Annotated in this window: 11 protein-coding genes; 8 read left to right on the top strand and 3 right to left on the bottom strand. The window is 70.2% G+C overall.

Translation table 11 applies throughout. The features are described 5' to 3' along the window. Positions 1-148: 148 nt before the first annotated feature. Positions 149-1,078: a hypothetical protein gene (locus tag ACZ7GJ_RS08570; RefSeq protein WP_470750412.1), complete on the bottom strand. Its 930-nt coding sequence runs from the start codon at positions 1,076-1,078 to the stop codon at positions 149-151. Positions 1,079-1,205: 127 nt separating this feature from the next. On the opposite strand from ACZ7GJ_RS08570, the gene ACZ7GJ_RS08575 reads away from it, so the two are divergent. Continuing rightward, positions 1,206-3,833, top strand: coding sequence for a valine--tRNA ligase (locus ACZ7GJ_RS08575; protein WP_470750413.1), 2,628 nt, complete (start codon positions 1,206-1,208; stop codon positions 3,831-3,833). A gap of 93 nt (positions 3,834-3,926) precedes the next feature. Here the strand turns inward: ACZ7GJ_RS08575 and ACZ7GJ_RS08580 are convergent, their stop codons facing one another. Further along, complete coding sequence (locus ACZ7GJ_RS08580; protein ID WP_470750414.1) at positions 3,927-4,496, bottom strand: vitamin K epoxide reductase family protein; 570 nt, start codon at positions 4,494-4,496, stop codon at positions 3,927-3,929. A 163-nt stretch (positions 4,497-4,659) separates the two neighbouring features. Here ACZ7GJ_RS08580 and ACZ7GJ_RS08585 point away from each other — a divergent pair, with 163 nt between their 5' ends. Beyond that, entirely contained in the window at positions 4,660-5,808 is a 1,149-nt protein-coding gene (locus tag ACZ7GJ_RS08585) for a sensor histidine kinase (protein ID WP_470750415.1), read from the top strand. A 28-nt stretch (positions 5,809-5,836) separates the two neighbouring features. Here ACZ7GJ_RS08585 and ACZ7GJ_RS08590 read toward each other — a convergent pair whose 3' ends face one another. Beyond that, a complete protein-coding gene (locus ACZ7GJ_RS08590; protein ID WP_470750416.1) occupies positions 5,837-6,886 on the bottom strand; it encodes a rod shape-determining protein in 1,050 nt (349 codons plus the stop codon). Positions 6,887-7,004: 118 nt separating this feature from the next. On the opposite strand from ACZ7GJ_RS08590, the gene folC reads away from it, so the two are divergent. The 6 genes from folC (at position 7,005) to mreD (ending at position 12,511) form a co-directional block, all read left to right on the top strand. Beyond that, positions 7,005-8,546: a bifunctional tetrahydrofolate synthase/dihydrofolate synthase gene (gene folC / locus ACZ7GJ_RS08595; protein WP_470750417.1), complete on the top strand. Its 1,542-nt coding sequence runs from the start codon at positions 7,005-7,007 to the stop codon at positions 8,544-8,546. Between the two features lie 2 nt (positions 8,547-8,548). Continuing rightward, complete coding sequence (locus ACZ7GJ_RS08600; protein WP_470750418.1) at positions 8,549-8,917, top strand: DUF4233 domain-containing protein; 369 nt, start codon at positions 8,549-8,551, stop codon at positions 8,915-8,917. A gap of 76 nt (positions 8,918-8,993) precedes the next feature. After that, positions 8,994-9,404, top strand: coding sequence for a nucleoside-diphosphate kinase (ndk, locus tag ACZ7GJ_RS08605; protein WP_365920372.1), 411 nt, complete (start codon positions 8,994-8,996; stop codon positions 9,402-9,404). 296 nt (positions 9,405-9,700) lie between these two features. Continuing rightward, entirely contained in the window at positions 9,701-10,720 is a 1,020-nt protein-coding gene (locus ACZ7GJ_RS08610) for a rod shape-determining protein (protein WP_008738981.1), read from the top strand. Positions 10,721-10,852: 132 nt separating this feature from the next. After that, on the top strand, positions 10,853-11,794 hold the full coding sequence (gene mreC, locus ACZ7GJ_RS08615; protein WP_470750419.1) for a rod shape-determining protein MreC: 942 nt from the start codon (positions 10,853-10,855) through the stop codon (positions 11,792-11,794). A 12-nt stretch (positions 11,795-11,806) separates the two neighbouring features. Further along, positions 11,807-12,511, top strand: a complete 705-nt coding sequence (mreD, locus tag ACZ7GJ_RS08620; protein ID WP_470750420.1) for a rod shape-determining protein MreD — start codon at positions 11,807-11,809, stop codon at positions 12,509-12,511. Positions 12,512-12,515 lie beyond the last annotated feature (4 nt).

Below are 12,515 nucleotides of genomic sequence, written 5' to 3' on the forward strand. Positions count from 1 at the left end.
TCCAAAAAGACCGGGACCCAAAAGAGAATGCCGCCTAACCAAAAAGGAGGGGAAGAAGGGACGCCAAAAGAAAGGAACACAGAAAAAAAGCAGAAAGGCCCCCCCCCCCCCCCCCCCCCCCCCCTTCTGCATGCCTGCCGCAGCGCTGTTACTTCTTGACGCGGGCGGTGTTGTAGAGCTTCGCGGTGTACTCCGCCGTCTGGTCCAGGGTGTAGCCCGACTTGCCGGCGATCAGGGAGGCCATCTCCATGGCGGTGACCGTGCCCAGGGTGCTGTAGTCACCCCAGATGCAGATCGGGAGCGTGAACTCCTTGGGACCCTTGGTCGCCGGGTCCTTCGAGGTGAACTTGGCCTCCTGGCACTTCATCACGGCGCCCTTGAACCCGGACGGGGTCATCGTCTTGGGGCTCCCGATGAGGTCGACCGACTGCTTGCTGTCGTCCTTGGTGGCCTCCAGCTTGGCCAGGGCGAAGTACGCGTCCACGGTCTTCTCCGGGTCGGCGATCTCGCCGTAGACGCCGGAGAAGTTGAGGAGCTTGCCGGCCAGCGGGTTCTTCGGGTCGCCGGACTGGTAGGTCATGCCCACCTGGGTGGGGTCCTTGACGCCCACCGCCTCGGCTTCCTTCTTGTCCTTGTCGCTGAAGTCCTTGTCCTTGTACTTCGGGTCCTTCTTGAACTCGTCCACCGACTCCGGGGCGACCAGCTTGTAGCCCTTGGTGTCGGCCGAGATGGAGGCGCTCGCGCCGCCGCCCATCGTGAAGTACCAGCCGCCGCCCGCGACCACCGCGACCGCGACGACCACCGCGATGATGACGCCCGCCTTGGACTTCTTCGGGGGCTGCCCGCCGTACGGGGCCTGCTGCTGGGGGTAGCCGTAGCCGCCCTGCGGGGGCTGCTGCTGGTATCCGGGCTGCTGCGGGTAGCCCTGCTGCGGCGGTACGCCCGGCTGCTGCGGGTAGCCGTAACCGGGCTGGGGGGCGGGCTGCCCGTACGGCCCCGGTGCCTGCGGAGGCTGCTGCCCGTAGGGTCCCGGCTGCTGCGGCTGCTGCCCGTACGGTCCCGGCTGGTTGTAACTCATCCCGCGTCCCCCTGTGAGGTTGCTTATCCGTTTCACACATCCTGTCGGAAGCCGAAGGCGCGCAGGGCCCCGGGTCCCTGGAAAGCCGGTTTCATGACTGGACTGTTACGGCTCTAAACTGTGCCCCGTGACCGAGAACACGCAGACACCCAGCAGCCCCAACTCCGAACTGCCGACCACGTACGCGCCGGCCGACGTAGAGGGGAAGCTCTACGAGCGCTGGGTAGAGCGTGGGTATTTCGAGGCCGACGAGAAGAGCGATAAGCCTCCGTACACCATCGTCATCCCGCCGCCGAACGTCACGGGCTCGCTCCACCTGGGCCACGCCTTCGAGCACACGCTGATCGACGCCCTGACCCGCCGCAAGCGCATGCAGGGCTACGAGACCCTGTGGCAGCCCGGCATGGACCACGCCGGCATCGCGACCCAGAACGTCGTCGAGCGCGAGCTCGCCAAGGAGGGCAAGTCCCGCCACGACCTGGGCCGTGAGGCGTTCGTCGAGCGCGTCTGGCAGTGGAAGGGCGAGTCCGGCGGGCAGATCTCCGGCCAGATGCGTCGCCTCGGCGACGGCGTCGACTGGTCGCGCGAGCGCTTCACCATGGACGAGGGCCTCTCCGAGGCCGTCCAGACCATCTTCAAGAAGCTCTACGACGACGAGCTGATCTACCGCGCCGAGCGCATCATCAACTGGTGCCCGCGCTGCCTCACCGCGATCTCGGACATCGAGGTCGAGTACCAGGACGACGACGGTGAGCTCGTCTCCATCCGCTACGGCGACGGGGAGAACTCCATCGTCGTCGCGACGACCCGCGCCGAGACGATGCTCGGCGACACGGCCGTCGCCGTCCACCCCGAGGACGAGCGCTACAAGCACATGGTCGGCACCGAGATCGAGCTGCCGCTGACCGGCCGCCGCATCCCGATCGTCGCCGACGAGCACGTCGACCCCGAGTTCGGTACCGGCGCCGTCAAGGTGACCCCGGCGCACGACCCCAACGACTTCGAGATCGGCCAGCGCCACGGCCTGCCGAACCTCGCCGTCATGGACGAGCACGCCATCATCACGGCCCACGGCCCCTTCCAGGGTCTGGACCGTCTGGAGGCCCGCTCCGCCATCGTCGCCGCGCTGCGCGCCGAGGGCCGCATCGTCGCCGAGAAGCGCCCGTACACCCACTCGGTCGGCCACTGCTCGCGCTGCAAGACCACCATCGAGCCGCGCCTGTCCATGCAGTGGTGGGTCAAGGTCGGCCCGCTCGCGAAGGCCGCCGGTGACGCGGTCCGCGACGGCAAGGTCAAGATCCACCCGCAGGAGATGGAGAAGCGGTACTTCGACTGGGTCGACAACCTCCACGACTGGTGCATCTCGCGCCAGCTGTGGTGGGGCCACCGCATCCCCGTCTGGTACGGCCCGAACGGCGAGGTCGTCTGCGTCGGACCGGACGAACAGCCTCCCGGCACCGAGGCCGAGGGCTGGACCCAGGACACCGACGTCCTCGACACCTGGTTCTCCTCGGGCCTGTGGCCGTTCTCCACGCTCGGCTGGCCGAAGCAGACCGAGAGCCTGGCGAAGTTCTACCCGAACTCCGTCCTGGTCACCGGCTACGACATCCTCTTCTTCTGGGTCGCCCGGATGATGATGTTCGGCCTCTACGCGATGGACGGCACCCCGCCGTTCCACACCATCGCCCTGCACGGCATGGTCCGCGACGAGCGCGGCAAGAAGATGTCGAAGTCCTTCGGCAACGCCGTGAACCCCCTGGACTGGATGGACAAGTACGGCTCCGACGCCGTCCGCTTCACCCTGGCCCGCGGCGCCAACCCGGGCGTCGACGTCCCGATCGGCGAGGACTGGGTCCAGGCCTCCAGCAAGTTCGCCAACAAGATCTGGAACGCCACGCGCTTCGCGATGATGAACGGCGCCACGATCGAGGGCGACCTGCCGCCGGTCGAGCAGCTGTCGGCGACCGACCGCTGGATCCTGTCCCGGCTGAACGAGACGGTCGCGCAGGCCGACGGGTTCTACGACGACTACCAGTTCTCGAAGCTGTCGGACGCCCTCTACCACTTCGCGTGGGACGAGGTCTTCGACTGGTACGTCGAGCTGTCGAAGACCACGTTCTTCGCGGGCGGCGAGCCGGCCAAGGCCTCCGCGCGGGTCCTCGGCGAGGTCCTCGACGTCATGCTGCGCCTGCTGCACCCGGTGGTCCCCTTCGTCACCGAGACGCTGTGGACCGCGCTGACCGGCGGCGAGTCCCTCGTGATCGCCGACTGGCCGAAGGACAGCGGCTTCCGCGACGCGGCCGCCGAGGCCGAAATCGAGGCCGTCCAGAGCCTGGTCCGGGAGGTCCGCCGGTTCCGCAAGGAGCAGGGGCTCGACGACAAGCAGAAGGTCCCGGCCCGCCTGGACCTGTCCGCCACCTCGCTGAGCGCCCACGAGGCCGCCATCCGCCAGGTGCTGCGCCTCCAGCCGGAGGGCGACGGCTTCAGCGCCACCGCGACCCTGCCGGTCGCCGGAGCCAGCGTCGCGCTCGACCTGTCGGGCACCATCGACATCCCGGCGGAGCGCAAGCGCCTGACCAAGGACCTGGCCGCCGCCGAGAAGGAGAAGCAGCAGGCCGAGGCGAAGCTGGGGAACGAGGCGTTCATCGCCAAGGCCCCCGACAACGTCGTGGACAAGATCAAGGGCCGGCTCGCCAAGGCCGAGGCGGACATCGCCCGGCTCCAGGCGCAGCTGGCGGCGCTGCCCGCCGCCTAGCAGCCCGTACGAAGCAGGACACAGGGAAGGCCCCCACACCGTCGGTCGATGTGGGGGCCTTCCCCGTATGCCTTCCCCGCGCGGGGGCCGGCATCACAGCAGCCGGCTGCCGAACTCTCCGACGATCAGCCCGGTGAGCACCGCGTACAGGGCGGCCGGGACCAGCCAGTGGGGGAGCGCCCGCAGTCGTGAGCCGGGCGCGGCCAGCTGCCGGGTGACGTACCAGAACAGCGGGATCATCACCGCCCAGACGACCATGCACCACGGGCAGAGCGCCCCGATCACGTACAGGCACTGGCTGATGAGCCACGCGGTGAAGGCGAAGCCCGCGGCGGTCGCGGCCCACAGGACGCGCCACAGCCAGCGGGGGAACACGGCGCCGGCCACGAGGGCCGCGCCCAGGCCCGCCAGCCCCGCGAAGCCGGCGATGCCGAGCAGCATGTTGGGGAAGCCCAGCAGGTTGCTCTGCCAGGTGGTCATCACGTCACCGCAGCTGAGGACCGCGTTGACATTGCACCCGGGCGTGAAGAGCGGGTCCTCCAGGGTGCGGATGCGGTCGTAGGTGAGGACGCCCGAGGCCAGCGTGCCGATCAGGCCGCCGATCAGCAGGAGCAGTGCCGTACCCCGGGAGGTACGGACGGGGCGGATGTCGTCGGTCGTCATTCTTTCGACGCTACGAGAGGCGCGGCGGCCCTCGGCAGGGCGGAAAGTCGCGGCCCGCAGGGCCTTCCGGCCCCTTTCCGCGATGACTGGAGTGCGGTATATCACTCCATTTGTGGCGTTGGCTGGATCGGATCGCAGCCGCCGACGACGGATGATGGGGGGCATGCACGTCAAGCCCGTCGCCTCGGCGCTCAACTGGGCCGTGGCCACCGGCCGCCGGCTCAGCGAGGGCTGGTCCGGGTCACCGCGGACGCTGGACGTGCTGGCGGCACTGAGCTGCTTCGCCCTGATGGCGCTGGACCTGCCGGGTCTGGCGGCCGCCGACAACTCGCTCAGCGGCCCCGCCGCCGCCGTCGTGCTCGCCGCGGGCTGCGCGAGCCTGCTGGTGCGGCGCCGGGCGCCGTGGATCTCGTTCCTCGCCGCGCTGCTCTTCATCGGCTGGCTCCACGAGCTCACCCTGATCCAGTTCGCCCTCTACTCGGTCGGCCGCTACCGCGGGCGCCGGGCCGGGATCCTGGCCACGCTCGGGTACGTGGCCTTCGCGCTGGTGGTGTTCAGCGTGCCGGGCTGGCCCGAGCCGCGGGTCGAGAGCCTCAGCTCCTTCCTCAGCCTCGTCGTGCCCATCGGGGTGCTCGCCTCGGCCGTGGGCATCGCCGCCTACCGGCACGACCTGGTGCGCGAGATCGCCGCGCGGCGGGCCGAGTCCGCCGTGTTCCAGGCCGTCCAGCAGGAGCGGACCTCCGTCGCCCGCGACGTCCACGACTTCGTCGGGCGGGAGCTGACGCTGCTCACGGTTCGCTCCGAGGTGCTGTCGATGCGGGCGCGCGAGACGGCGTACGCGAAGGACTTCGAGGAGCTCGCGGACACGGCGCGCCGGGCCCACCTGGTGCTGAACGAGATCATCGTGCAGCGCGGGGAGCGGGCCTCGACCCCGGGCGTGGACGGGCTGGCGGCGCTCGCGGAGGAGAGCGGCCGGGCCGGTTCTCCCGTACGGCTGGCCATGGACCCGGACGTGAACGGGGTGTCGCCGCTGCGGCAGGCGGCGGTCTACCGAGTGGTGCAGGAGTGCCTGACCAACGCGGCCAAGCACGCCCGCGGCGAGACCATCGAGGTGTCGATCACGGCGGAGGGCGACCGGCTGCGGATCGCCGTGCGCAACGGCCTGCCCGACCGGAACCCGACCAGGGCCCCGGTCTCGGCGGGCTCGGGCACGGCGAGCATGTCGGAGCGCGTGCGCAGCCTGGGCGGGGACCTGACGGCGACGCGCACCCCCGACGCCTACGAGGTCGTGGCCACCCTCCCGCGCGGCTGAGCCGATCGGGCCGGGGCCGGGCCGCCGGTCAGGCCCGGGCCGGGGCCAGCAGGCTGCTCAGGGTGTCCAGGTCCTCCACGCACTTGCCGGAGCCCAGCGCCACGCAGTCCAGCGGATCGTCCGCCACGAAGACCGGGATGCCGGTCGCGGAGGCCATGCGCAGGTCCAGGCCGGGCAGCAGGGCGCCGCCGCCGGTCAGGACGATGCCGTGTTCCATCACGTCGCCGGACAGTTCCGGCGGGCACTCCTCCAGGGTGGTGCGCACCGCGGCGATGATCGCCTCGATCGGCTCGTCGAGCGCGGCCCGCACGTCCGTGGCGCCGAGCTGGAGGGTTTTCGGCATGCCGCCGACCTTCTCGCGGCCCCGCACGGTGAAGGTGCGGGTCTCCAGCTCGGGCTGGCCGGGCACGGGCCAGGCCGAGCCGATGCCCACCTTGATGTCCTCGGCGGTGCGCTCGCCGATGAGCAGCGAGTGCTCCTTGCGCACGTAGTCCATGATCGCGGCGTCCAGCCGGTCCCCGCCGACGCGCAGCGACTGGGAGGTGACGATGCCGCCCAGCGAGATGACGGCGACCTCGGAGGTGCCGCCGCCGATGTCGACGACCATCGAGCCGCGCGGCTCGGACACCGGCAGTCCTGCGCCGATCGCGGCCGCCATGGGCTCCTCGATCAGGTGCACGACCTTGGCGCCGGCCCGGGTGGAGGCGTGGACGATGGCCCGCCGCTCGACGGGGGTCACCCCGGACGGTACGCAGATCACCATCCGGGTACGGGTCCGCCGGCCGGGGACCGCCTTGCGGACGAAGTGCCGGATCATCTCCTCAGCGGCCTCGTAGTCGCAGATCACGCCGTCCTTGAGGGGGCGGATCGCGGTGATGGAGCCGGGGGTGCGGCCGATGGTCTCCTTGGCCTCGGCGCCTACGGCCAGGGCTGTGGTCGTGCCCGCCTTGACGGCGACCACGGACGGCTCATTCAGGACGATGCCGTGCCCCCGCGCATAGACGAGCGTGTTGGCCGTCCCGAGGTCTATCCCTATGTCGCGGCTGGACGCTGTCTTGTTGGTGCTGGCCTGCGGCATTTGTTCCCCAATCTCCTGCCCGCAAGGCTTGCATAACGATACGGTCGCTTCCGTCGCCGAAGGTCCCGAAACGGCCGGGCCGAAAGTCCTTGGGGTCCACGTCCGTAGACTGGGCTCCGTGAGTGAGCAGCAGCCCGACAGCCACAACAGCCCCTTCGATGACTCCGACGGTTCCGCCGGACCCGACGAGTTCGACCGGATCGTGACGGCAGAGTCCGACCGTGACCCCGACCTGGCGGTGATCGAGGCGGGCAGCCGCACCCTGCGCGCCCAGGCCGGCCCGCCCCAGGGCGACCCGGTGCGCCAGGCGCCCGTCGACCCCGAGGTGGCGAAGGCGCTGCAGGAGGTGGAGCAGGAGCTGGCCACCCGCTGGGGCGAGACCAAGCTGGAGCCGTCGGTGTCGCGGATCGCGGCGCTGATGGACGTACTGGGCGAGCCGCAGCGCGCGTACCCCTCCATCCATGTCACCGGCACCAACGGCAAGACCAGCACGGCCCGCATGATCGAGGCCCTGCTGAACGCCTTCGAGCTGCGCACGGGCCGCTACACCAGCCCGCACGTGCAGTCGATCACCGAGCGGATCAGCCTGGACGGGGCGCCGATCACCGCCGCGCGGTTCGTGGAGACCTACCACGACATCAAGCCGTACGTGGAGATGGTGGACGCGGCGCAGGAGTACCGGCTGTCGTTCTTCGAGGTCCTCACCGGCATGGCGTACGCGGCCTTCGCGGACGCCCCGGTGGACGCCGCCGTGGTCGAGGTCGGCATGGGCGGCAGCTGGGACGCGACCAACGTGATCGACGGCTCGGTCGCGGTGGTCACCCCGATCAGCCTGGACCACACGGACCGGCTCGGCTCCACGCCGGGCGAGATCGCGCAGGAGAAGGGCGGGGTCATCAAGCAGGGCGCCACCGTGATCCTGGCGCAGCAGCCGGTGGACGCGGCGCAGGTGCTGCTGAAGAAGGCCGTCGAGGTCGATGCGACGGTGGCCCGCGAGGGCATGGAGTTCGGCGTGGTGAGCCGCGAGGTCGCCGTCGGCGGCCAGCAGCTGACGCTGCGCGGACTGGGCGGCGAGTACGACGGCATCTTCCTGCCGCTCTACGGCGCCCACATGGCGCACAACGCGGCCGTGGCGCTGGCCGCGGTCGAGGCCTTCTTCGGGGTCGGCGGCGACGGCGCGCGGGTGCTGGACGCCGATACGGTGCGCAAGGCCTTCGCCTCGGTGACCTCGCCGGGCCGGATGGAAGTCGTGCGGCGCAGCCCGACGGTGGTCCTGGACGCGGCGCACAACCCGGCGGGTGCGGGGGCCACGGCCGAGGCGCTCACCGAGTCCTTCGGCTTCAGCCGGCTGATCGGCGTGGTCGGCGCCAGCGAGGGCAAGGACGTGCGGGGGCTCTTCGAGGCCTTCGAGCCGATCCTCGCGGAGGTGGTGGTGACGGAGAACTCCAGCCACCGCTCGATGGGGGCCGACGAGCTCGCCGCGGTCGCGGTGGAGGTCTTCGGGCCGGACCGGGTGCAGGTGGAGCCGCGGCTGGACGACGCCATCGAGGCGGCGATCACCCTGGCGGAGGAAGAGGCCGAGTACGGCGGGGCCGGTGTGCTGGTGACCGGGTCCGTGATCACGGTGGGCGAGGCCCGCCTGCTGCTGGGGAGGGGCTGAGGATGCGCACACTGTGTGCGAGCACGCTGATCGCCGAGTTCTTCGTGATCGGGTTCGCGGGACTCGTGGCGATGAAGAACCCGGACCTGACGCAGGCGGTGGTCTGGACGGTCTGCGGGATCGCCATGCTGCTGTCGGTCCTGCTGTGCGGGATGCTCTCGCGGCCCGGGGCCGTGCAGATCGGGTGGGCGCTCCAGATCGGCCTGTTCCTGAGCGGGCTGGTCGTCCCGATGATGTTCATCCTCGGCACGGCGTTCGCGGCACTGTGGTGGTGCTCGGTGCACTACGGCCGCAAGATCGACTCGATCAAGGCCCGCTGGGCCGCCGCTCAGGAATCGGCGGCGTCGCCGACAGCGCCTGACGCTGCGTGACGGGTGCCGATCGGACGGCCTCCGACGGCCCTGTAGATTCGTCCCACCGCACCCGTATGCCGCAAGGAGCCGAAACATGACCCAGCGCACCCTCGTCCTGCTCAAGCCCGACGCCGTCCGCCGCGGTCTGGTGGGCGAGATCATCGGCCGCATCGAGCGGAAGGCCGGCTGGACCATCCCGGCGCTGGAGCTGCGCACGCTGGACCAGGAGACCCTTGAGGCGCACTACGGCGAGCACAAGGGCAAGGTCTTCTACGAGCCCCTCATGGGCTTCATGTCCAGCGGTCCCGTGGTCGCCCTGGTCGTGGAAGGGGAACGCGTGATCGAGGGCGTCCGCCAGCTGGCCGGACCCACCGACCCGATCGCCGCGGCGCCCGGTTCCATCCGCGGAGACTTCGGCACCGTCACCCGGGAGAACCTGATCCACGCCTCGGATTCCGAGGAGTCCGCCGAGCGTGAGCTGAAGCTGTTCTTCCCGGCGCTGTGATCACTCTTTTCTGACTCAACATCAGCCGAATAGCGCTCATGACCTGGGGCGACCGAAGTAATTTCGGTCGCCCTTCGGTATTCGGGGGCCGTAGCGGGAACGCATGTGCAGGACCCGACGTCACCACTAAGGGGACGGGTATCCGTTCCGGCGGGATTGCCGGAGTCCCGTCGCGCGATGTCCGTACCTGCGGCACTACGATGGGGCCTCCACCCACACACCCACCTCGCCGACCTGACAGCAGCCGCTATCAACTGGAAGGCCAGACGCTCCTCATGGGGAACAAGGGGAACAACATGTCGTTCATCGGCCGTGACATGGCGATCGACCTCGGGACCGCCAACACGCTGGTGTACGTGAGGGGCCGGGGAATCGTTCTGAACGAGCCGTCCGTGGTCGCCATCAACACGAACACCGGCGGAATTCTCGCGGTCGGCTCCGAGGCGAAGAAGATGATCGGCCGGACGCCCGGCAACATCGTCGCCGTCCGGCCCCTGAAGGACGGCGTGATCGCCGACTTCGAGATCACCGAGCGTATGCTCCGGTACTTCATCCTCAAGATCCACAAGCGCCGCTACCTGGCCCGCCCGCGCGTCGTGGTCTGCGTACCCTCCGGCATCACGGGAGTGGAGCGCCGCGCCGTCATCGAGGCGTCCACGCAGGCCGGCGCCCGTCAGGTGCACATCATCGAAGAGCCCATGGCCGCCGCCATCGGCTCGGGCCTGCCCGTCCACGAGGCCACCGGAAACATGGTCGTGGACATCGGCGGCGGCACCACCGAGGTCGCCGTCATCTCCCTCGGCGGAATCGTCACGGCGCAGTCCATCCGGGTGGCCGGCGACGAGCTCGACAACGCGATCATCCAGCACATCAAGAAGGAGTACTCGCTCCTCCTCGGCGAGCGCACCGCCGAGCAGATCAAGATCACCATCGGGTCGGCCTACGACCTCGACAAGGACGAGCACACCGAGATCCGCGGCCGTGACCTGGTGTCCGGGCTGCCGAAGACCGTCGTCATCTCGGCCGCCGAGGTGCGCAAGGCCATCGAGGAGCCGGTCAACGCCATCGTCGACGCGGTCAAGACCACCCTGGACAAGTGCCCGCCGGAGCTCTCCGGCGACATCATGGACCGCGGCATCGTCCTGACCGGCGGCGGCGCCCTGCTGCGCGGCCTCGACGAGCGGCTGCGCCGCGAGACGGGCATGCCCATCCACATCGCCGAGGACCCGCTCGACTCCGTCGCGCTCGGCTCCGGCAAGTGCGTCGAGGAGTTCGAGGCCCTCCAGCAGGTCCTGGACGCCCAGCCCCGGCGCTGACACACGCCCTCCCTGCCGGAGGGCCATGCGGACACACAAGGATCCGCCGTACGGGTGCTACCGGGCCCGTGCGGCGGATCGTTGATATACAGGCAAAAGAGAATTACGACGAGGAAGGCACGGCCGCCGCACGTGAGGGACACACGAGAGAGCCGGCTGCTCCTGGTGCTTCTGATCGCCATCGCGTTCGCATTGATCACGGTGGACATCAGGGCAGGCGAGGAGTCGCCGGTCGACGGCGCCCGGCAGGCCGCCGCAGCGGTCTTCGGCCCGGTCGAGAAGGGCGTGTCGACCGCCGTCGACCCCGTCGCCAACGCCATAGGGGCGGTACGGGACTCCGGTGAGCGGCACGACCGGATCGCCGTACTGGAGCGCCAGAACGCCGTCCTGAAGGCCAAGCTGGGCAGCGACGACCAGACCCGCAGCCGGATCCGCGAGCTGGACGAGATGCTCAAGCGGGCGGGCGCGGGTCAGTACGGCATCAAGGGCGCCGAGGTCATCGCCATAGGAGCGGCCCAGGGCTTCTCCTGGACCGTCACCATCGACGCCGGCAGCAAGGACGGCATCGAGCGCGACATGACCGTCATCAACGGGGACGGCCTCGTCGGCCGCGTCTCCACCGTCGGCCCCGACACCGCGACCGTGGTGCTTGCCAACGACCCGGACTTCACCGTCGGCACCCGCCTGGAGAAGACCGGCGAGCTCGGCTTCGCCACCGGCCAGGGCGACCGCGCGATGTCCGTCCAGATGCTCAACGGCAAGGCCCGGATCAACCCCGGCGACCGGCTCGTCACCTTCGGCTCGCGCGGCAACAAGCCCTTCGTACCCGGCGTGCCGATCGGCGAGGTCATCAAGGTCGACCCCTCCCGCGGAGACCTGACCCGCACCGTCTGGGTGAAGCCGGCCGTCGCCTTCTCACGCCTCGACATCGTCGGCGTCGTCGTGATGCCCCCGCGCGAGGACCCGCGCGACGCCGTCCTGCCGCCCAAGCCCGAGGCGCCCAAGCCCACCCCGACGGTCACCGTCACGGTCACCCCGTCCGCCACTGCGTCCGGCAAGCCGGCCGACGAGTAGGAGCTGACCGCCATGCGCTTCAACCGGATCCTGCTCGCGGGCACGCTCGTCGTGGTCGCCCTCGTCCTCCAGGTCTCCGTCCTGGGCCGGCTCCAACTGCCCGGTGCCGTGCCCGACCTGGTCCTCCTCACCGTCGTCGCCCTCGCACTCGTGTACGGGCACGTCAGCGGGGCCCTCATCGGCTTCGCCGCCGGACTCCTCGCCGACCTGGCCCCGCCCGCCGACCACGCCGCGGGCCGGTACGCGCTCGTCCTGTGCGTCATCGGCTACGTCGCCGGGCTGGTCCGCCCCGACAGCGGACGCTTCCGCTCCGCCTGGGGCCCGATGCTCACCGTCGTGGGCGCCGCCTTCGCCTCCACGCTGCTCTACGCCGGTGTCGGAGCGCTCGTCGGCGACACCGCCGCCCGGCACGTGGGGCTGACCGGACTGCTGTTCACCGCCGTCCTCTACGACCTGTTGCTCGCCCCGTTCACGGTGCCGTTCATCATGGCGCTCGCCCGGCGCGCCGAGAACGACCCGATGGCCGTCGAGGCCAACGGCGGCCCGCCGCAGGGCAAGGACATCGCCTCCGGCTGGCTGGCCGGCGGCACCGGCCTGCGGATCGGCAGCCAGCGCGGCGGCCTGCGCATGAAGACCGCGCGCAGCCGCGCCAACCGGGCCGGCCGGATAAAGGGTGTCAAGGGCGTCAAGGGTGTGAAGAGCATCAAGAAACTCTGAGGAG

Source organism: Streptomyces sp. NPDC037242 (assembly GCF_055604165.1).